Source organism: Pseudomonas sp. PAGU 2196 (genome assembly GCF_022179005.1).
GTDB lineage: Bacteria > Pseudomonadota > Gammaproteobacteria > Pseudomonadales > Pseudomonadaceae > Aquipseudomonas > Aquipseudomonas kermanshahensis.
Window position 1 is genome coordinate 19,003 of the sequence record NZ_BNTL01000038.1, and the last position, 18,988, is coordinate 37,990.

Consider the following 18,988-nt stretch of genomic DNA (forward strand, 5'->3'; position numbering starts at 1 on the left):
GTTGTGAACGGGGGCCGCTTTGCGGCCCTTTCGCAGCACAAGGCTGCTCCTACAAGGGGACGCAGCTCAGATCTCTGTAGGAGCAGCCTTGTGCTGCGAATGGAGGCCAAAGGCCTCCCAGCATCTACCAGGCTATCAGTGAGCCCAAGGCAAGATCGGAATCGCCGTCACCGCATTCTGCGGGCTGCCTTCGATCATGCGGTCGCTGTACACCAGGTACACCAGGGTATTGCGCTTCTTGTCGAGAAAGCGCACCACCTGCATGGTCTTGAACACCAACGAGGTGCGTTCCTTGAACACTTCCTCGCCATCTTTCAACTCACCCTTGAAGTTGATCGGCCCCACCTGGCGGCAGGCAATCGACGCCTCTGCCCGGTCCTCGGCCAGGCCCAAGCCACCCTTCACGCCGCCGGTCTTGGCCCGCGACAGGTAACAGGTCACACCCTCGACCTTGGGGTCATCGAATGCCTCGACCACGATGCGGTCGTTCGGCCCGACGAACTTGAACACGGTCGACACCTGGCCGACCTCCTCGGCACCGGCCAGCATCGGCAACGCCAACGCTGCCACGGCGATCATCCTTTTCAACATGCCCACGCCCTCAAACCAGAACCAGGTTGTCACGGTGCACCAGCTCGGGCTCCGCGCTGTAGCCCAGGATGCTTTCGATGGCATCGGACGGCTGGCCAATGATTTTTTGCGCCTCAAGGGCGCTGTAGTTGGCCAAACCGCGGGCCACTTCCAGGCCATCAGGGCCGACGCACACCACCATCTCACCACGCCGGAAACTGCCCTGCACGGTCTTCACGCCCACCGGCAACAGGCTCTTGTTGGCCTGGCGCAGCGCCTGCACGGCACCGGCGTCCAGCACCAGCGTGCCACGGGTTTGCAGGTGCCCGGCCAGCCACTGTTTGCGCGCTGCAAGCATGCCGCGCTCAGGCGACAGCAAGGTCCCCAGGCGCTCGCCCGTTTTGAGGCGGTCGAGCACACGCTCGATACGGCCACCGATGATGATGGTGTGGGCACCGGAACGTGCCGCCAGGCGCGCCGCGCGCAGCTTGGTCTGCATGCCGCCACGCCCCAGAGCACCGCCGGTGCCACCGGCCACGGCGTCGAGCGACGGGTCGTCGGCGCGGGCTTCGTAGATCAGCTGGGCTTCAGGGTTATTGCGCGGGTCGGCGTCGAACATGCCGTCGCGGTCGGTGAGAATCACCAGGAGGTCGGCTTCCACCAGGTTGGCCACCAGCGCGGCCAGGGTGTCGTTGTCGCCGAAGCGGATCTCGTCGGTGACCACGGTGTCGTTCTCGTTGATCACCGGCACCACGCCCAAGTCAACCAGCGTGCGCAGGGTGCTGCGGGCGTTGAGGTAACGCTTGCGGTCAGACAGGTCGTCATGGGTTAGCAGAATTTGCGCGGTGTGCTTGCCGTGCTCGCCGAAGCTCGACTCCCAGGCCTGTACCAGGCGCATCTGGCCGATCGACGCGGCCGCCTGCAGCTCGTTCATCGCGCTCGGTCGCGAGGTCCAGCCCAACTGGCTCATGCCAGCTGCCACGGCCCCCGAAGAGACCAGCACCAACTCCACGCCTGCTTCACGCAGCGCGACCATCTGCTCGACCCAAACGGCCATTGCGCCGCGATCGAGGCCCTTGCCATCGGCGGTCAGCAGAGCACTGCCAATCTTCACGACCCAGCGCTTGGCGCCCGTCACCTTGCTTCGCATCTTCTTCCAACCTATGTCGAATCTGTAGAGACCGTAGATACAAAAACGCCGCTCCAGAGAGCGGCGTTTAGTGTACTGCAACCGGTCAGTCGCGCACGTAAATGATTTCTGGGCCGTCTTCGTCGTCCTCGAAATCATCATCCCAACCGTCATCGTCGCCGATGTCGTGGACGCTCTTGACGCCAGTGCGACGCAGGGTGCGGGCGTCGTCCAGGGCCTGCAACTGAGCACGGGCTTCGTCTTCGATGCGCTGATCGAGGTCGGCCAGCTCTTCGGCGTAGGCCGGGTCGTTGGCCAGGCGATCGGCGCGGTCTTCGAGGTAGCGCATCAGGTCGTGGCTGAGCTTGTCGGTGCCCTGCTTGGAGATCGCCGAGATCACGTAGACCGGGCCTTCCCACTGCAGACGCTCGACCACTTCCTTGACGCGCTCGTCGCGCTCGTCTTCCATGACCATGTCGGCCTTGTTCAGCACCAGCCAGCGCTCACGCTCGGCCAGCGACGGGCTGAAGCGGGTCAGCTCGTTGACGATCACTTCGGCGGCATCGGCCGGGCTGCTTTCGTCCAGCGGCGCCATGTCGACCAGGTGCAGCAGCACACGGGTACGTGCCAAGTGCTTGAGGAAGCGGATACCCAGGCCGGCACCGTCGGAAGCGCCTTCGATCAGGCCAGGGATGTCGGCGATGACGAAGCTCTTCCAGCGGTCGACGCTGACCACACCCAGGTTCGGCACCAGGGTAGTGAACGGGTAGTCGGCGACTTTCGGCTTGGCGGCCGACACCGAACGGATGAAGGTGCTCTTGCCAGCGTTCGGCAGGCCGAGCAGGCCGACGTCGGCCAGTACCTTCATTTCCATTTTCAGGTCGCGCTGATCACCCGGCTTGCCTGGGGTGGTCTGGCGCGGCGCACGGTTGGTGCTGGACTTGAAACGGGTGTTGCCCAGGCCGTGCCAGCCGCCTTGGGCGACCATCAGTTTCTGGCCAGGGGTGATCAGGTCACCGATCACTTCCTGGGTGGTGGCGTCGATCACCGTGGTGCCGACCGGCACGCGCAGGAACAGGTCTTCACCCTTCTTGCCGGTGCAGTCGGTGCTGCCACCGTTGGCGCCACGCTGGGCCTCGTGGTGACGGGTGTAGCGGTAGTCGACCAGGGTGTTGAGGTTTTCGTCGGCGACCATGTAGACCGAACCGCCGTCACCGCCGTCTCCCCCGTTAGGGCCACCGTTTTCGATGAATTTTTCGCGACGGAAGCTCATGCAACCGTTACCGCCGTCACCGGCTTTGACTCGAATCGATACTTCGTCAACAAACTTCATTAAAACCGCCTCTCGTCGGCAGACGAGCTGAATACTTAAAAAACCTGAGGCTCTTGCAAAAATGAGCGCGGCGGCCCCGTACGACTGTAGAAACCCACGCCGGCAGCCCATACAAACAGCTTTGCAAGAGGCTCACCACAAACGAAAAAGCCCCGTCGCATGACGGGGCTTCTGGAGCGACGTCGCGATTAAGCGGCGACGATGCTCACGTAACGGCGGTTGAACTCGCCTTTCTTCTCGAACTTGATCACGCCTTCGATCTTGGCGAACAGGGTGTGATCCTTGCCCATGCCAACGCCGTAACCGGCGTGGAACTGGGTGCCGCGCTGACGGACGATGATGTTGCCGGCCTTGACGACCTGGCTGCCATACATCTTCACGCCAAGGCGTTTCGATTCTGAGTCGCGACCGTTACGGGTACTACCACCAGCCTTCTTGTGAGCCATGGTTCAATTCTCCAAATAAATTCAGGGGATCTAGGGGATTAAGCCTGGATGCCGGTGATTTTGATCTCGGTGAACCACTGGCGGTGGCCCATACGCTTCATGTGGTGCTTACGGCGACGGAACTTGATGATGCGGACTTTATCGTGACGGCCTTGCGAAACGACTTCTGCAACAACTTTAGCGCCAGCGACGACTGGTGCGCCGATGGTGACTTCTTCACCGTTGGCAACCAGCAGAACGCGATCGAAAGTCACGGATTCGCCAGTGGCGACTTCCAGTTTTTCGATCTTGAGGAATTCACCTTCAGCGACTTTGTACTGCTTGCCGCCGGTAACGATTACTGCGTAAGACATGGTATTTCTCCGATAATCCTGCTCACCCAGCGCTTTATATATTGAGTATTGGCTGGCATGGCTGCATGGGGCTGGAACGGCCCGGTGCAATTGCGTAAGGCAGGTGCTGCCCAGGAAGTTAGGGTGCGCGATTGTACGCAACCCCGGTTTTGCTTGCAAGTACCGCCCCGGTGGCGCTGGCACCGCGCCTTGACACACCGGGACCCGCGACCTAGCATGCCGCGCAACGTCAATGGAGCAGCCGATGCAACCCCAAACCTTCTACCGCGCGGTGGCTGATGATTTCAGCGCCGTCGACGAGATCATCAAGAAGCAGCTGACCTCGCGCGTGCCGCTGGTATCGAAGATCGGCGACTATATCACGTCGGCCGGTGGCAAGCGCCTGCGTCCCCTGCTGGTCCTGCTCTGCGGCAAGGCCCTGGGCCGCGAAGGCGACGACCTGCGCCTGCTGGCAGCGACCATCGAATTCCTGCACACCGCCACCTTGCTGCACGACGACGTCGTCGACATGTCGGGCATGCGCCGTGGCCGTTCCACCGCCAACGCGCTGTGGGGCAACGCGCCAAGCGTGCTGGTAGGTGACTTCCTTTATTCGCGCTCGTTCGAAATGATGGTCGAACTGGGTTCGATGCCGGTCATGCAGATCCTCTCCAAGGCCACCCGCGTCATCGCCGAGGGTGAAGTGCTGCAGCTGTCGCGTGTTCGCGATGCCAGCACCACGGAAGAGGTGTACATGGAGGTTATCCGCGGCAAGACCGCCATGCTGTTCGAAGCCTCGACCCACAGCGCCGCCGCGCTGGCCGGCGCCAGCGAAGCACAGCGCGAGGCCCTGCGCACCTTCGGTGACCACCTGGGCGTGGCCTTCCAACTGGTCGACGACCTGCTGGACTACAAGGGCGATTCGCAGACCCTCGGCAAAAACGTCGGTGACGACCTGGCCGAAGGCAAGCCGACCCTGCCGCTGATCTACACCATGCGCGAAGGCACGCCTGAACAGGCTGCACTGGTGCGCAAGGCCATTCAGAAGGGCGGCCTGGAAGACCTCGAGCAGATCCGCGTAGCGGTCGAAGCCTCGGGCGCGTTGGACTACACCGCGCAGATGGCACGCGACTACGTGGCCAAGGCCATCGAGTGCCTGGAAGTGCTGCCGGCCAGCGAGTATCGCGATGCATTGATCGAGCTGAGCGAGTTTGCGGTAGCGCGTACGCACTAAGACAGCGTCGCCCTCTTCGCGGGACAAGCCCGCTCCCACAGGTACACCACTGCCCTTGAGCTGGGTGGAGAACCTGTGGGAGCACAGGTACACCACTGCCCTTGAGCTGGGTGGAGAACCTGTGGGAGCGGGCTTGTCCCACGAATGCTTTTGTACGGACAAAAACACTTTGCGGTTAAAACCTTATACAATATGGGCCTTTAACCGCCTGTCTGTTTAAGGAACCGAAGTGAGCACTCTGCCGCCCTGCCCCAAATGCAATTCCGAATACACCTATGAGGATGGCAGCCAGCTGATCTGCCCCGAATGTGCCCACGAGTGGTCGGCCAACGGCGAAGCCGAAGCCGCCAGCGATGACGTGGTGAAAAAGGATTCGGTCGGCAACGTCCTGCAGGACGGCGATACCGTCACCGTGATCAAGGACCTCAAGGTCAAGGGCTCGTCCCTGGTGGTCAAGGTCGGCACCAAGGTCAAGAACATCCGCCTGTGCGACGGCGACCACGACATCGACTGCAAGATCGACGGCATCGGCGCCATGAAGCTGAAGTCCGAGTTCGTACGCAAGGTCTGACAACGCTGTGCGACGGGGCTGCCTTTCAGGCGGCCCTGACAGATCCTGCAACAGGGTCACTGCACCATCCGGCAAAAATACGCCAATAGCCCCTTGCTATTTTGATAATAAGAATTATTCTCATTGGAATTGCTGTCCAAGGAGAATAGCCATGACTTATCTGATCGACGCCTGGCTCGAACGCCCTCACCCTTACCTGCGCATCCTGCATCGCGAGACTGGCGAAGTCTGTGCTGTGCTTGAAGAAGAAGCGCTCGATGAACTGCGAGACCAGGGCGACCTGGACATGAGCGGGCTGAATTCGAGTGAGCCTGGGGTGCTCAAGGAGCTGGTACGGAATTTGTTTCTGTTTTGCTATGCGCGGGCGTTGCGCCCTGGGGGGACAGACTGGAATTGATGTTTGCAGGCCCGGCCTCTTCGCGGGGCAAGCCCGCTCCCACAAAGACCTCTCTGCTCATCTTGAGTATCTCTGTGGGAGCGGGCTTGCCCCGCGAATGGGCCGCAAAGCGGCCCCAGCGGTCTTACAGTACGTCGAGCAGCTCGACGTCGAACACCAGGACGCTGTGCGGCGGGATGCTGCCAACGCCTTGGGCGCCGTAGGCCAGCTCGCTCGGCACGTACAGGCGCCATTTGCTGCCAGCGTTCATCAGCTGCAGGGCTTCGGTCCAGCCAGCGATCACGCCGCCAACCGGGAATTCAGCCGGCTGACCACGGTCGTACGAGCTGTCGAACACGGTGCCGTCGATCAGGGTGCCGTGGTAGTGAGTACGCACGTTGCTTTCGCGGGTCGGCTTGGCGCCTTCACCTGCGGTCAGCACTTCGAACTGCAGGCCGGAAGCCAGGGTGGTGATGCCTTCACGCTTGGCGTTTTCGGCGAGGAATGCCTTGCCAGCGCCAGCAGCGGCTTCAGCCTTGGCTGCAGCTTCGGCTTGCATGATGTCGCGGATGACTTTGAAGCTGGCCGACAGGTCGGCTTCGCTGACGCGGCTGTCGGCGCCGTTGAAGGCGTCGGTCAGGCCGGCCAGGATGGCGTCCAGGCTAACGCCTGGTGGCGGGTTGTCACGCAGTTGGCCACCCAGCTGACGGCCGATGCCGTAGCTGACGCGGGTTTCGTCGGTAGACAGGTTGAGTTCGGACATTGTCGTGCTCCACTGCAGGGCGCAGTGCAGCCGCGCCCTTGATGAAAAGGGCGAGCAGCCTAGCACACTGGGGCGCCGCGAGCAGCTACCAGGCCGAACGCTGGGAAATCGGCACTTTCAGGTCTTCTTCCGGGTGCGTGCCCATGCCACACATTTCGTCCTGCACAGACCAGTGCAACAGGTTCAGCGAGAGCAATGGAAGGTCCTTGAGCAGGCTCCGTGCCTCTTCCACGGAGTGCACGCGCAAGCGTTGCCCACGGCTGTCGGAAAGCGGATGCGCACGGCCCTTGATCCGGGCCTCAAGAAGATAGTCGCCACCTTCGATGGCAATCAGGTTGAGTTCGTCGACATGGCCGACCCTGGCCTCGGTATTGAGCTGATGCAGGTTCATGAGAGCACCTCGCAGCGGGAACCGCGTGAGTGCTCATTTTTTGTACAAGGTTTGCGAATACACAAGGTAAAACTGACGCCATTGGTCAGTTTTACCCTCAAGCCGCGTGGGCTCAGTGCTTGGTGAGCTTGTCCAGGTAGCCCATGCAGAAGGCCGACACCACGAAGGTCATGTGGATGATCACGTACCACATCAGGTAGTCGGTGGAGATGTTTTGGGCATCCATGAACACCCGCAGCAGGTGAATGGACGAAATGGCCACGATCGACGCAGCAACCTTCATCTTCAGCGACGAAGAGTCCATTTTGCCGAGCCAGTTGAGCTTCTCTTTGCTGTCGTCGATGTCCAGTTGCGAGACGAAGTTCTCGTAGCCGGAAATCATCACCATCACCAGCAGGCCGCCCACCAGCGACATGTCGATCAACGACAGGATCACCAGGATCAGGTCAGCTTCGCTCAAGGCAAAAACGTTGGGCAGGACGTGGACGACTTCCTGGAAGAATTTCAGGGCCAGGGCCAGCAGGCCGAGCGACAGGCCGAAGTAGATAGGGGCGAGCAGCCAGCGCGAGGCATACATCGCGTTTTCGAGAATACGTTCCATGGAGGGTAAGGACTCGTCAGGTGACTAAAAAAGCGACGGCGAGTATAGCCAGCCACCTGTTACAGCAAAAGCTGAATCGAGTTGGCCCATTCGCAGCACAAGGCTGCCCCTACCGGTAGGAGCAGCCTTGTGCTGCGAATGGCCGCAAAGCGGCCCCAGCTCACTCAGCTTTCAGGATGAAACTGATAATCCCCCAGGTTGCGGCAACGCTCGCCATTGATGCGACGCAACTGCGCTTGCAGGTGCAGGCACCAGATCTGCGGGTCTTCGGTCACTTGGTAGCCATGCAGCGTGAGGCTGTCGACGATGGCATTGAGCACCGATTCGGCAACCAATGGCCCGTGGAACGGCCCCTGAGCCTTGATGGCCGAGGGTTGCTCACCGGCCATGCCGGCGGCGAACAGCAGCGTCCACATGCCATTGTCACCGGCGAGTGGGCGAATGCTGCATTCAATGCGGGTCACCAGGCCCAGGCACTGGCGAGTAAGGCTGAGGTTGCGCATGGCCGCGTCCCCTCCAATGAGCCCTGTTCAGCCTGAAACCCTCAGGCTGTTTCCATCCTGAACCCTGATTGCTCCTTAAGTTCCAGCATAGAAGAACAACTCAGAAAGTTGGAAAACCGGCGCTGAACGGTAGCACATCGCCGCCAGCGCCGATTTATTGACTCAGGCGGGTTTAGCCTGCGCAATCACCTCTTCCAGGCGTTCCTTTTCCGCCTCTTTGATGTCTTCTTCGCTGATCATTTCGGCGATTTCCCGCAGGCGCTCCACCACGCGGGCATTGACGCTGCCCTCGGTGAACTCGCCCTTGTCATCCGCCACACCGGCCTCCTCGCCTACCAGCAGGCTCAGCGCCTCGTCAGCCTGGCTGACCGCGTAAACGTGGAACTGCCCGGCTTCGACCGCCTGCAGCACACGTTCGTCGAGCATCAGGGTGGCCACGTTGGCCCGTGGAATGATCACCCCTTGGTCGCCGGTCAGGCCGCGCGCATCGCAGAGCCGGAAGAAGCCCTCGATCTTCTCATTGACCCCGCCCACCGCCTGCACTTCACCGAACTGGTTGATCGAGCCGGTGATGGCAAAGCATTGCTTGAGCGGCGTGCGCGACAACGCCGAGATCAGTGTGCAGACCTCACCCAGCGAGGCGCTGTCACCGTCGACGTAGCCGTAGGACTGCTCCAGGGCGATGCTCGCCGAGATGGCCAGCGGGAACTCCTGGGCGTAGCGACTGCCCAGGTAGCCGGTCAGAATCATTACCCCCTTGGAGTGGATCGGCTGGCCCAGGTTGACCTCACGCTCGATGTCGACAATGCCGCTGCCACCGGGGTAGACGCTGGCAGAGATACGCGCCGGCATGCCGAACGCCGAATCGCCCACTTCCAGCACCGTCAGGCCGTTGCACTTGCCGATGGCCGCGCCTTCGGTGTCGATCAGGATGATGCCGGCGAGCATGTCGTCCAGCACCCGCTGCGACACACGCCCGGTACGGGTGGCCTTGGCCTTGAGTGCGCGTTCGATGTGGCCGGCATCGGTCATCTCGTCGCTGGCCAGTTGGCGAATGAAGTCGGCCTCGCTGACCAGCTGGAACAGGTCACCGATGCGCGCCGACAGCCGCGACTGGTTTTCTGCCAGCCGGGCACTGTAGGTGGCCAGGCGCGCCACGGCGTCGCTGGTCAGCGGCGCCATGCCTTCTTCGTTGGTGCGGGTACGCAAGAGCTGGGCGAACTGCTCCAGGTTCTCGTCGACCATGGGCATGTCTTCGTCGAAGTCCACCAGCACCCGGAACATTTCCTGGAAGTCCGGATCATGGTCCTGCAGCGCGTAGTAAAGCTGGCGCGAGCCGATGATCACCAGCTTGACGTTGAGCGGGATCATCTGTGGCGTCAGGCTGACGCTCGCCACCCGGCCCAGTTCACCCAGCGGCGACTCCATCTTCAGCTTGCGCGACTGCAGCGCACGCTTGAGCGCATCCCAGACGAAGGGCTCGCCAAGCATCTTCTCGGCTTCAAGAATCAGGAAGCCGCCGTTGGCCCGGTGCAAGGCGCCTGGGCGCAATTGGCGATAGGAGGTGTACAACGCGCCTTGGTCGGTGCTGTATTCGATCCGGCCGAACAGGTTGTCGTAGGTCGGGTGCGGCTCAAACACCACCGGCGCGCCGCCATCGTGGTGATGGCCGACCACCAGGCTTGGCGCGTATTGCTCTTCGAGCATCTTGCGCGCCACGGCGTCGGTCTTGCTGTCATCGACCAACTGCTCGACCACGGTGCGCAGCAGGTTCAGTTGCACCGACTGCAGGTAGGCGCACACCGCAGCGTTCTCGGCGTACTTTTCAGACAGCGGCGCCAGCAGCGGCTGCAGGGACAGGGTGATGGTTTCTTCGTTGAGCTGACGCAGCTGGTTGTTCGACTCACGCTTCCACTGCGGCAGGCTGGCCAGTTCTTCGTTGAGGCGCTCCTCGAGCAGGGCGATGTCCTCGTGGAACTGCTCGCGCACCGCTTCAGGCAGCTGTGCGAACTCGGCTTCATCCAGCGCCTTGCCTTCGGCCATCGGGGTGAAGGCAACGTTGCTGGCGTCGCGGTACAGGGCCACGTCTTTTTCCAGCGACGCCCGCTCGATCACATCCAGGGCGCGGTCGTAGCGCTGGTTGAAGGCGCGGTCGATGGCGCCCTTCTTCTGCTGGTACGACGGGTGCTCGAACACTGCCGGGAAGGTCGACAACAGGTTGTCGATCAGCCCACCCATGTCGGCGATGAATTCACCGGCACTGCCTGAGGGCAGCTCCAGGGCACGCGGCTCGCGGGTTTCCTCGAAGTGGTTGACGTAAACCCAGTCGGCTGGGGTGTGCTGGCGCTTGCCCTCGGCCTTGAGGTAGCGCTTGACGAACGAGAAGCGGCCCGTGCCGGGCTCGCCCATCACATACACGTTGTAACCAGGGCGAGGCATGGCCACGCCGAATTGCAGGGCCTCGACTGCTCGCTCCTGGCCCAGAACGCCTCGAAACGGCTCCAGATCGTCGGTATGGGTAAAAGCAAACTGCTCGGGGGAAAAACGCCGGGTCAGGGCTTCAGGCGCAAGACGCAGGCGCGCAGCGACAGGATCGGGCATTGGGTTTCCTTACTTCGGCGGGGCGGATACGGAGCATTCTGGCGCTGCCCGCGCGCGCCTTGCAAGGCTCACCGGGACTTTATGTCGCAGTCGCGATAACACAGGCCTCCAGGCAAATTTTTCGCAATCAACAACGCAACCTTTAGATCGTGCCTAAACTCCAAGCTGCGCGGGTGGGTGAAAAGCTTTCCCGACCTGGCAATCGAGTTGCCAGAAACCCTGACCCTTGGTTTAAGACAAATAGAGAACAAATGCTATGAAACGGATTCTTCTGGGTACTCTGTTCACCGTGGTCTCCCTCAATGCCATGGCTGAAGCGCCAGGCGGCCCGAACTGCGGCTGGGGCAACATGCTGTTCGAAGGCCAACGCGGTACGCCGGCTCACTTCCTGGCTTCCACCACTAACGGCACCTCCGGTAACGCCACCTTCGGCATGACCTCCGGCACCAATGGCTGCTCCACCAAGGCTTCGCTGACCTATGGCGGCAAGTCGTGGTTTGCCATGAATGGCATGATGAACGAACTGTCCGAAGACATGGCCATGGGCAAAGGCGAGGCGCTGACCACCTATGCCGTGGTACTGGGCGTAGCGCCGGAAGACCGTACTTACTTCGAGTCGGTCACCCACCAGCACTTCAGCCAGATCTTCAGCAGCGCCGACGTCACGGCCGAAACCGTGCACAGCAATACCCTGGCTGTTCTGAAGAACGACCCACGCCTGGCCAAATACGCCACCGAGGCTTAAGCGCAGCATCCCCGCCCCCCTGTCGGGGCGGGTTTCGCCCTTTCTTTCGGCATCGTGAAGAAGTAGTTGCCCGATATGCTCAAACGCCTCGCTTACCTGGCGCTGTGTGCCTGCGCCCCTGTTCATGCTGCGCCTGCGCTGGATGAAGGCCGTCTTCAGCAATTGGCCAATAACCCCTACTGGATCGCCCTGGGCCATTACGAAACCGCCAAGCTGGGTGGTTGGCGCAGCTATGTGGACGATACCCAGTTCTTTCTCGCCGACGATGGCGCGCACCACCCGGACCAAGAGTTGCGGGCCACGGTGCAGGCCCTGTATGCGCCCGCCAGCCTGGGCGACAAGCATGCCCAGTGCGTTTTCCCAGCGCGTACCCGCTGGCTCAAGGAGCAACTGGGGCTGACCGACCTGCCACAGCCCGACTGCCAGGAATTCAAGACCTGGTACACCTCGATCGACCCGCACAGCGCCGCGCTGATCTTCCCGGCGGCCTACTTGAACAGCCCTTCGTCGATGTTCGGCCACACCTTGCTGCGTATCGATCAGTCCAACACCCACAGCGACGACACCACGCTGCTGAGCTACGCGATCAACTTCGGCGCCTACATCGAAGGCAGCGACAACAGCATCCTGTATGCCTGGAAAGGCCTGATGGGCGGCTACCCAGGCCTGTTCGCGCTGATGCCCTACCAAGAGAAGCTGTCCGAGTACCGCAGCCTGGAGAACCGCGACCTGTGGGAGTACCAGCTGGACCTCACCCCGCAAGAGACCGGGCGCATGGTCGAGCATGTGTGGGAGCTGAAGCAGATCCAGTTCGACTATTTCTTCTTCGACGAGAACTGCTCGTACCGCCTGCTCGAACTGCTGCAGGTGGCGCGGCCAGGCCTGGATTTGACGTCGCAGTTCCCGCTGACCGCCATCCCTACCGACACGGTCAAGGCGGTGCGCCAGTCTGGCCTGGTGTCCAGCGTCAACTACCGGCCTTCGCGCGAGCGCGAACTGCTGGCCCGCGCCGAGCCGCTGGCCCCTCACGAAAAACAGCAGGTGCTGGCTGTCAGCGCCGATACCGCACAGCTGCAAAGCCCCGAGTTCACTGGCCTGCCCCGTGAGCGCCAGGCGCTGGTACAGGACGCTGCCTACCGCTTGGAGCGTTACCGCGCCAATGGCCAGCAACGCGACCCAGGCCAAGCTACGCGCAGCTTCGAGCTGCTGCGCGCAATCAACCGCAACCCGCCGCCAGCGCTGGAAATCGAGCGCCCGGGGTTGCCCGAGGATGGCCATGACTCACGCACCTGGCAGCTGGGTGTCGGCACGCGGGAAGACCGCGCCTACGCCGAGTACGGCCTGCGCATGGCGTATCACGACCTCAACGACAATGCCTATGGCTTCCCGCTGGGCGCGCAAATCGAGATTCTGCAGCTGAAAGTCCGCCAGTACGAAGGCAACGACTGGCATGTGCAGCGCCTGGACCTTGCCACCATCCGCTCGCTGACACCCCGCAATGCGCTGCTCAAACCGTGGTCATGGCAGGTGACCGGTGGCCTGGAACGGGTGCCGGGCAAGCATGACGACGAAGTGCTGGTCAGCCATGTGAATGGTGGCGCTGGCGGCACCTGGCAACTGGCCGACGAACTGCTGGGCTTCGCCCTGGGCACGGTGCGGGTCGAACACCACAATGATTTTGCCGAGTTCATCTCCCCGGCAGCCGGGTTCAACGGCGGCCTGCTCTGGCGCAACGGGCTGGGCAACATGACACTGGAGGCGAAGGGCGACTTCTTCACCAATGGCGAAGTGCGGCGCAGCGTGAGCCTGAATCAGCAATGGGAGATCAGCCGCAACCTGGGCCTGCGGTTAAGTGCCTCGCGCGAATTCAGCCACGTGGCGACTGCGCAGAACGAAGTGATGCTGGAGCTGAAGTGGTACCACTACTGACTCTTTGACACTGTTTTGACAGCTCACCGACAAATCGCCCCCTAGACTCTCCAGCATCAATTGGAGGGTCTGGTGTTCATGTCGCGGTACTGGTTAGGCCTGTGCGTTGCCTTTTTGCTGTCAGGGTGCGAAACCACCCACGAACAGATGCTCGACCACGGTTACCCCCCCGCCTACGCCGATGGCTTCCAGGATGGCTGCAGCAGCGGCCGGCAGGCGGCCGGGGTGATGGCCGGCGACTTCCGCAAGGACGTGCCGCGCTACCTGCACAATCGCCAGTACGAAAGCGGCTGGGACGATGGCTTTCGCCAATGCCACGCACTGCAGAACAGCGAAGAGCAGCGTCAATACCGTGACCGCTACTGGGACCAACGCGACCGTGACTGGGAGCACGAGAAGGACCGCGATGCCGCACGGGCCTATCGCCACAACTAGGTCGCAAACTGACATCCCTTGAAACCGGCGGCCTGCCATCATGGTCTCCTGCACAAGGAGGCCACCATGAGCCGAGCGTTCGTCAACGAAGACCAAGCTGCCGCCCAGGCCGACCAACCGGTTGAGCGACGGGTGAGCGAGCAGCCCAACTACGTCACGGCCAGTGGCCTGGCGCAATTGCAGCAGCGGGTAGCCGAACTCAATACATTGCGCAGCCAGTTGCAGGCCCAGGGCGAGCGTGCCGACAAGCAGCGCCTGGCCGATGCCGAGCGCGACCTGCGCTACTTCAGCGCACGGGTGCAGAGTGCCCAGGTGGTGCCAGCCGCTACCTCGCGGGACAAGGTGCAGATCGGTAGCCGGGTGAGCTTTGTGGATGAGCAGGGCCAGGCGCATGAGGTGCAGCTGGTGGGGGAAGATCAGGCCGATGCGGGCCACGGGTTGATCAACTGGGGCTCGCCGCTGGGGCGGGCATTGCTGGGCGCGGGGCCTGGGGATGAGGTGGTGTGGCGGCGGCCGGTGGGGGATCAGGTAATCGAGGTGGTCGCTATCGAGGGTGAGGCTTGAGGGCCTTGGGGCTGCGCTGCAGCCCATTCGCGGCGCAAGGCCGCTCCCACAGCAACTGTCCTGTGATGCTTGCTCCCGCCTCATCGCTGGCCAGCTCCCCACAGGCGCGGTGCTAGCCTTTGAGGCTACACAGTTCGGGTGGGAGCGGCCTTGTGCCGCGAATGGGCCGCAAAGCGGCCCCAGCGATCTTGGATCAGACCACGCCCTGCGCCAGCATGGCATCAGCCACTTTCACAAAGCCGGCGATGTTCGCGCCCTTGACGTAGTTGATCGTGCCATCCGCCTCTTCACCATAGTGAACACAGGCATGGTGGATCGACTGCATGATGTTGTGCAGCTTGCTGTCCACTTCACCGGCCGTCCACAGCAGGCGCATGGCGTTCTGCGACATTTCCAGGCCCGACACGGCCACGCCACCGGCGTTGGATGCCTTGCCCGGGGCGTACAGAATGCCTGCCTCGAGGAAGATATCCACCGCCTCAAGGGTGGTCGGCATGTTGGCGCCTTCGGCGACGCAGAAGCACCCATTGCGCAGCAGGGTGCGGGCGTCTTCGGTGTCCAGCTCGTTTTGCGTGGCGCACGGCAGGGCGATGTCGCACGGCAGGCTCCACGGGGTCTGGCCCTTACGGAACTCAAGGCCGAACTCGCCCGCCAGCGTGCTGAGGCGGCCACGCTTGACGTTTTTCAGCTCCATCACGGCGTCCCACTGGGCGTCGCTGAGGCCGGCTTCGGCGTACAGGGTGCCTTCGGAATCGGACAGCGAGATGACCTTGCCGCCCAGGTCCATGACCTTGCGCGCAGCATACTGGGCCACGTTGCCGGACCCAGAAATGGCCACGCGACGGCCATCGATGCGCAGGTCACGGCGCTTGAGCATTTCTTCAGCGAAGTAGACGCAGCCGTAGCCGGTAGCTTCCGGGCGAATCAGGCTGCCGCCATAAGTCATGCCCTTACCGGTCAGCACCGAGGTGAACTGGTTGGCCAGGCGCTTGTACTGGCCGAACATGAAGCCGATTTCGCGCGCGCCCACACCGATGTCACCGGCTGGTACGTCAACGTCGGCGCCGATGTGGCGGTACAGTTCGCTCATGAACGCCTGGCAGAAGCGCATCACTTCCGCATCGCTCTTGCCCTTGGGGTCGAAGTCCGAGCCGCCTTTACCGCCACCCATGGGCAGCGAGGTCAGAGAGTTCTTGAACACCTGCTCGAAGGCCAGGAACTTGAGCACGCTCAGGTTCACCGACGGGTGGAAGCGCAGGCCGCCCTTGTACGGGCCGATGGCGCTGCTCATTTGGATGCGGTAGCCGCGGTTGACCTGGACCTTGCCTTGGTCATCGACCCACGAAACACGGAACAGCACAGCGCGCTCGGGTTCGACCATACGCTCCAGGATACCGGCCTGCAGGTAATGAGGGTTGGCTTCGAGGAACGGCCACAGGGTACGCAAGACTTCTTCCACCGCCTGGTGGAATTCAGGCTGGGCAGGATCGCGTTGCTTGAGGCGCGCGAGGAAATTGTCGACAGATTCGATCATGGTAGACATCTCACCAAGAGGGATTGGACTTATTGGTTTTTTTTCGAATGTACCAAGAAGCAATCGCACGAGAACAGGGCGTAATGTCGTTTTTTTGAAATTATTTGGTGCGTTTTATATAAATGTATACAAAGCAATAGAAATATTGTTAGCAGGATCGGCCTCTTCGCGGGCAAGCCCGCTCCCACAGAGGCCTGTTCAACACTGAGATTGCGGGGGATTCTGTGGGAGCGGGCTTGCCCCGCGAAGAGGCCAACGCCGATGCCTGCCAGGCACAAAAATGGGGCCCCTGAGGGCCCCATTCTAGTGCAGCTAAAACCGGCTTACTGGGCCAGCTTCTTGTGCCGTACACGGTGCGGCTGGGCAGCAGCATCGCCCAGGCGCTTCTTGCGGTCGGCTTCGTACTCGGTGTAGTTGCCTTCGAAGAACATCACGTTCGAGTCGTCTTCGTACGCCAGGATGTGGGTCGCCACGCGGTCCAGGAACCAACGGTCGTGGGAAATCACAATGGCGGCGCCCGGGAAGTCCAGCAGGGCTTCTTCCAGGGAACGCAGGGTTTCGACGTCGAGGTCGTTGGACGGTTCGTCGAGCAGCAGGACGTTACCGCCCTCCTTCAGGGTCAGGGCCAGGTGCAGACGGCCACGCTCACCACCCGACAGGTCCTTGACGAACTTCTGCTGGTCGCCGCCCTTGAAGTTGAAGCGGCCCACGTAGGTGCGCGACGGGATCTCGTAGTTACCGATGCGGATCTGGTCGGAACCGTCGGAGATCTGCTGGAACACGGTCTTGGAACCGTCCAGGTCTTCGCGGCTCTGGTCGACGCAGGCCAGTTGCACGGTTTCGCCGATTTCGATGCTGCCCGAGTCCGGCTGCTCCTTGCCCATCAACATGCGGAACAGGGTCGACTTACCGGCGCCGTTACCGCCGATCACGCCGACAATGGCGCCCTTCGGCATGGCAAACGACAGGTTGTCGATCAGCACGCGATCGCCATAGCCTTTGGAAACGTTCTTGAACTCGATGACCTTGTCACCCAGGCGCGGGCCGGCCGGGATGTAGATCTCGTTGGTCTCGCTGCGCTTCTGGAACTCTTGCGACTGCATTTCTTCAAAGCGCTGCAGACGTGCCTTGGATTTGGACTGGCGGGCCTTGGCGCCTTTGCGCACCCACTCCAGTTCCTCTTTCATGGCCTTTTCGTGGGCGCTCTGCTGCTTGGATTCCTGCGCCAGACGGTCCGACTTGGCTTCCAGCCAGCCCGAGTAGTTGCCTTCGTACGGGATGCCGGCACCGCGGTCCAGTTCGAGGATCCAGCCGGCGACGTTGTCGAGGAAGTAACGGTCGTGGGTAATCGCTACCACGGTGCCCGGGAAGTCGTGCAGGAAGCGCTCCAGCCAGGCCACCGAGTCGGCGTCCAGGTGGTTGGTCGGTTCGTCGAGCAGCAGCATGTCGGGGGCCGACAGCAGCAGGCGGCACAGGGCCACACGGCGCTTTTCACCACCGGACAGGTGTTCGATTTTCGCGTCCCAGGCCGGCAGGCGCAGGGCGTCGGCGGCGACGTCCAGCTGGCGCTCGAGGTTGTGGCCGTCGGCAGCCTGCAGGATCGACTCGAGCTTGGCCTGTTCGGCGGCCAGCTTGTCGAAGTCGGCGTCGGGTTCGGCGTAGGCGGCGTAGACCTCGTCCAGGCGAGCCTGGGCGTCCTTGATCACGCTGACCGCTTCCTCGACCACTTCACGCACGGTCTTGGCGGGGTCGAGTTGTGGTTCCTGCGGCAGGTAGCCGACGTTGATGTCGGGCATCGGACGGGCTTCGCCGTCGAATTCCTTGTCGACGCCCGCCATGATGCGCAGCAGGGTCGATTTACCCGCGCCGTTCAGGCCGAGTACGCCGATCTTGGCGCCTGGGAAGAACGACAGGGAGATGTTCTTGAGAATTTCGCGCTTCGGCGGCACGACCTTGCTCAGCCGATGCATGGTGTAGACGTATTGAGCCAAAACCAAGCCCTCTAAATAGGTAAAGACATCGACCAACGCCCCGGCAGTGGGCCAGGGGGATGTGTTTACGGGGTGTCATTGAACAAAGTCGACCATTCTACGCCAACGCGCGGCGTTGCATAGGAGGGTCGGATGGTGGGGTTACGGGGAAGAAATGCTTATGCCTGTGCTGGCCTCTTCGCGGGCAAGCCCGCTCCCACAGGGACAGCACAAACCCCAAAAGCTTGCGCATTACCCACCCCCAAGGAACAGCACAAACCCCAAAGCTTGCACAGTACCCGCTGCCCCAGGAACATCACAAACCCCAAACCTTGCACAGTACCTGTGAGAGCGGGCTTGACCGCGAAGAGGCCAGAACTGACCTTAAAAAGCTCAGACGTGACGCTGCTTGACCTTGCCCCGCGGCAACCGGCAACGGTCGCCCTGCTCGGCCAGGCGCGCGGCCCAGGCAGACTTGACGCTGAACCCGCCACTGCGGGCAGGCTGCTCAACGGCCTTGGCCGGCTGCGCCGCAGGCACGCTAACGACCTTGGCAGCAGGCTTGGCCGCGACCGCGGGCACTGCCGGTGCTGCCACGGCTGCCGGTGCTGCTGCCGCCTTGGCGGTCTTGCGCAGTTCGGCCAGCGACGGGGCCTTGTTTTTCGAGGCGGCGGCCGCCTCCGGTTTGACCAGCGAACGCTGGCACGACTTGCAAGATACGTCCGCGGTCACGGCAGTGCTGACAAGGGTCTGACTGCTGCGCCCACAGGCGGAATCGAGGCCATTGGAGGAAAAGTGAGTAACCAAAACCGAACATCTCCGAAGCGTTGTCATTGAAGCGGGCGGCATTCTCGCACAGGTTGCAGGGGCTTGCCGAACCACAGGGCGCCACCACGACCGTCGGCAGGGCGACCATCACCGGACAAGGGGGCTGGCACTTTGCCATAATCCTAGGCATGCT

At 62.1% G+C, this 18,988-nt stretch carries 20 protein-coding genes; 7 read left to right on the forward strand and 13 right to left on the reverse strand.

Translation table 11 applies throughout. From position 1 onward, the window contains the following. Positions 1-135 precede the first annotated feature (135 nt). The 5 genes from MFF34_RS26370 to rplU all read right to left on the reverse strand — a co-directional run bounded on the left by MFF34_RS26370 (position 136) and on the right by rplU (position 3,831). A complete protein-coding gene (locus MFF34_RS26370; RefSeq protein WP_172960338.1) occupies positions 136-591 on the reverse strand; it encodes a CreA family protein in 456 nt (151 codons plus the stop codon). 10 nt (positions 592-601) lie between these two features. After that, complete coding sequence (proB, locus tag MFF34_RS26375; RefSeq protein WP_027594518.1) at positions 602-1,720, reverse strand: glutamate 5-kinase; 1,119 nt, start codon at positions 1,718-1,720, stop codon at positions 602-604. 85 nt (positions 1,721-1,805) lie between these two features. Beyond that, the gene (cgtA, locus tag MFF34_RS26380; protein WP_027594519.1) at positions 1,806-3,032 is read right to left on the reverse strand and encodes an Obg family GTPase CgtA; all 1,227 of its coding nucleotides are present in this window, start codon (positions 3,030-3,032) and stop codon (positions 1,806-1,808) included. A gap of 188 nt (positions 3,033-3,220) precedes the next feature. Next, positions 3,221-3,478 (reverse strand): 50S ribosomal protein L27, encoded by a 258-nt coding sequence (gene rpmA, locus MFF34_RS26385; RefSeq protein WP_008092023.1) that lies wholly within the window; start codon positions 3,476-3,478, stop codon positions 3,221-3,223. 38 nt (positions 3,479-3,516) lie between these two features. Beyond that, on the reverse strand, positions 3,517-3,831 hold the full coding sequence (gene rplU, locus MFF34_RS26390; protein WP_003247466.1) for a 50S ribosomal protein L21: 315 nt from the start codon (positions 3,829-3,831) through the stop codon (positions 3,517-3,519). A 244-nt stretch (positions 3,832-4,075) separates the two neighbouring features. Between rplU and MFF34_RS26395 the strand changes: the two genes are divergently transcribed. The 3 genes from MFF34_RS26395 (at position 4,076) to MFF34_RS26405 (ending at position 6,012) form a co-directional block, all read left to right on the forward strand. Beyond that, positions 4,076-5,044 carry a polyprenyl synthetase family protein gene (locus MFF34_RS26395; RefSeq protein ID WP_027594520.1) on the forward strand — a complete coding sequence of 323 codons (969 nt, stop codon included), beginning with the start codon at positions 4,076-4,078 and terminating at the stop codon, positions 5,042-5,044. A 229-nt stretch (positions 5,045-5,273) separates the two neighbouring features. After that, positions 5,274-5,615, forward strand: a complete 342-nt coding sequence (locus MFF34_RS26400) for a zinc ribbon domain-containing protein YjdM (RefSeq protein ID WP_027594521.1) — start codon at positions 5,274-5,276, stop codon at positions 5,613-5,615. Positions 5,616-5,766: 151 nt separating this feature from the next. After that, positions 5,767-6,012, forward strand: a complete 246-nt coding sequence (locus MFF34_RS26405) for a hypothetical protein (RefSeq protein ID WP_010951938.1) — start codon at positions 5,767-5,769, stop codon at positions 6,010-6,012. Positions 6,013-6,136: 124 nt separating this feature from the next. Here MFF34_RS26405 and MFF34_RS26410 read toward each other — a convergent pair whose 3' ends face one another. The 5 genes from MFF34_RS26410 to MFF34_RS26430 form a co-directional block, all read right to left on the reverse strand. Beyond that, on the reverse strand, positions 6,137-6,754 hold the full coding sequence (locus MFF34_RS26410; RefSeq protein ID WP_027594522.1) for an FKBP-type peptidyl-prolyl cis-trans isomerase: 618 nt from the start codon (positions 6,752-6,754) through the stop codon (positions 6,137-6,139). A gap of 85 nt (positions 6,755-6,839) precedes the next feature. Next, entirely contained in the window at positions 6,840-7,145 is a 306-nt protein-coding gene (locus tag MFF34_RS26415) for a DUF6482 family protein (protein ID WP_238217461.1), read from the reverse strand. 112 nt (positions 7,146-7,257) lie between these two features. Continuing rightward, a complete protein-coding gene (locus tag MFF34_RS26420; protein WP_016501546.1) occupies positions 7,258-7,746 on the reverse strand; it encodes a TIGR00645 family protein in 489 nt (162 codons plus the stop codon). 164 nt (positions 7,747-7,910) lie between these two features. After that, entirely contained in the window at positions 7,911-8,249 is a 339-nt protein-coding gene (locus MFF34_RS26425; protein WP_027594524.1) for a hypothetical protein, read from the reverse strand. Positions 8,250-8,411: 162 nt separating this feature from the next. Continuing rightward, positions 8,412-10,850 (reverse strand): Lon protease family protein, encoded by a 2,439-nt coding sequence (locus MFF34_RS26430; protein ID WP_238217463.1) that lies wholly within the window; start codon positions 10,848-10,850, stop codon positions 8,412-8,414. A gap of 256 nt (positions 10,851-11,106) precedes the next feature. On the opposite strand from MFF34_RS26430, the gene MFF34_RS26435 reads away from it, so the two are divergent. From MFF34_RS26435 to MFF34_RS26450, 4 genes are all read left to right on the forward strand, one after another. Next, positions 11,107-11,595 (forward strand): DUF3015 domain-containing protein, encoded by a 489-nt coding sequence (locus tag MFF34_RS26435; protein WP_027594526.1) that lies wholly within the window; start codon positions 11,107-11,109, stop codon positions 11,593-11,595. A 75-nt stretch (positions 11,596-11,670) separates the two neighbouring features. Beyond that, positions 11,671-13,524 (forward strand): DUF4105 domain-containing protein, encoded by a 1,854-nt coding sequence (locus MFF34_RS26440; protein ID WP_238217465.1) that lies wholly within the window; start codon positions 11,671-11,673, stop codon positions 13,522-13,524. 78 nt (positions 13,525-13,602) lie between these two features. After that, the gene (locus tag MFF34_RS26445) at positions 13,603-13,959 is read left to right on the forward strand and encodes a hypothetical protein (protein ID WP_238217495.1); all 357 of its coding nucleotides are present in this window, start codon (positions 13,603-13,605) and stop codon (positions 13,957-13,959) included. A gap of 66 nt (positions 13,960-14,025) precedes the next feature. Beyond that, the gene (locus MFF34_RS26450) at positions 14,026-14,523 is read left to right on the forward strand and encodes a GreA/GreB family elongation factor (RefSeq protein ID WP_238217466.1); all 498 of its coding nucleotides are present in this window, start codon (positions 14,026-14,028) and stop codon (positions 14,521-14,523) included. Positions 14,524-14,716: 193 nt separating this feature from the next. On the opposite strand, the gene gdhA is transcribed toward MFF34_RS26450, so the two are convergent. The 3 genes from gdhA to MFF34_RS26465 form a co-directional block, all read right to left on the reverse strand. After that, the gene (gdhA, locus tag MFF34_RS26455; RefSeq protein ID WP_027594530.1) at positions 14,717-16,057 is read right to left on the reverse strand and encodes an NADP-specific glutamate dehydrogenase; all 1,341 of its coding nucleotides are present in this window, start codon (positions 16,055-16,057) and stop codon (positions 14,717-14,719) included. Positions 16,058-16,380: 323 nt separating this feature from the next. Further along, complete coding sequence (ettA, locus tag MFF34_RS26460) at positions 16,381-18,048, reverse strand: energy-dependent translational throttle protein EttA (protein ID WP_027594531.1); 1,668 nt, start codon at positions 18,046-18,048, stop codon at positions 16,381-16,383. Positions 18,049-18,420: 372 nt separating this feature from the next. Further along, complete coding sequence (locus tag MFF34_RS26465) at positions 18,421-18,834, reverse strand: hypothetical protein (protein ID WP_238217468.1); 414 nt, start codon at positions 18,832-18,834, stop codon at positions 18,421-18,423. Between the last annotated feature and the right edge of the window lie 154 nt (positions 18,835-18,988).

What these genes read in the sequence shown, in the direction of transcription:
- MFF34_RS26370 (WP_172960338.1), bottom strand. Translation starts at nt 591, where the DNA reads ATGTTGAAAAGGATGATCGCCGTGGCAGCGTTGGCGTTGCCGATGCTG.
- proB (WP_027594518.1), bottom strand. Translation starts at nt 1,720, where the DNA reads ATGCGAAGCAAGGTGACGGGCGCCAAGCGCTGGGTCGTGAAGATTGGC.
- cgtA (WP_027594519.1), bottom strand. Translation starts at nt 3,032, where the DNA reads ATGAAGTTTGTTGACGAAGTATCGATTCGAGTCAAAGCCGGTGACGGC.
- rpmA (WP_008092023.1), bottom strand. Translation starts at nt 3,478, where the DNA reads ATGGCTCACAAGAAGGCTGGTGGTAGTACCCGTAACGGTCGCGACTCA.
- rplU (WP_003247466.1), bottom strand. Translation starts at nt 3,831, where the DNA reads ATGTCTTACGCAGTAATCGTTACCGGCGGCAAGCAGTACAAAGTCGCT.
- MFF34_RS26395 (WP_027594520.1), top strand. Translation starts at nt 4,076, where the DNA reads ATGCAACCCCAAACCTTCTACCGCGCGGTGGCTGATGATTTCAGCGCC.
- MFF34_RS26405 (WP_010951938.1), top strand. Translation starts at nt 5,767, where the DNA reads ATGACTTATCTGATCGACGCCTGGCTCGAACGCCCTCACCCTTACCTG.
- MFF34_RS26410 (WP_027594522.1), bottom strand. Translation starts at nt 6,754, where the DNA reads ATGTCCGAACTCAACCTGTCTACCGACGAAACCCGCGTCAGCTACGGC.
- MFF34_RS26415 (WP_238217461.1), bottom strand. Translation starts at nt 7,145, where the DNA reads ATGAACCTGCATCAGCTCAATACCGAGGCCAGGGTCGGCCATGTCGAC.
- MFF34_RS26420 (WP_016501546.1), bottom strand. Translation starts at nt 7,746, where the DNA reads ATGGAACGTATTCTCGAAAACGCGATGTATGCCTCGCGCTGGCTGCTC.
- MFF34_RS26425 (WP_027594524.1), bottom strand. Translation starts at nt 8,249, where the DNA reads ATGCGCAACCTCAGCCTTACTCGCCAGTGCCTGGGCCTGGTGACCCGC.
- MFF34_RS26430 (WP_238217463.1), bottom strand. Translation starts at nt 10,850, where the DNA reads ATGCCCGATCCTGTCGCTGCGCGCCTGCGTCTTGCGCCTGAAGCCCTG.
- MFF34_RS26435 (WP_027594526.1), top strand. Translation starts at nt 11,107, where the DNA reads ATGAAACGGATTCTTCTGGGTACTCTGTTCACCGTGGTCTCCCTCAAT.
- MFF34_RS26440 (WP_238217465.1), top strand. Translation starts at nt 11,671, where the DNA reads ATGCTCAAACGCCTCGCTTACCTGGCGCTGTGTGCCTGCGCCCCTGTT.
- MFF34_RS26445 (WP_238217495.1), top strand. Translation starts at nt 13,603, where the DNA reads ATGTCGCGGTACTGGTTAGGCCTGTGCGTTGCCTTTTTGCTGTCAGGG.
- MFF34_RS26450 (WP_238217466.1), top strand. Translation starts at nt 14,026, where the DNA reads ATGAGCCGAGCGTTCGTCAACGAAGACCAAGCTGCCGCCCAGGCCGAC.
- gdhA (WP_027594530.1), bottom strand. Translation starts at nt 16,057, where the DNA reads ATGATCGAATCTGTCGACAATTTCCTCGCGCGCCTCAAGCAACGCGAT.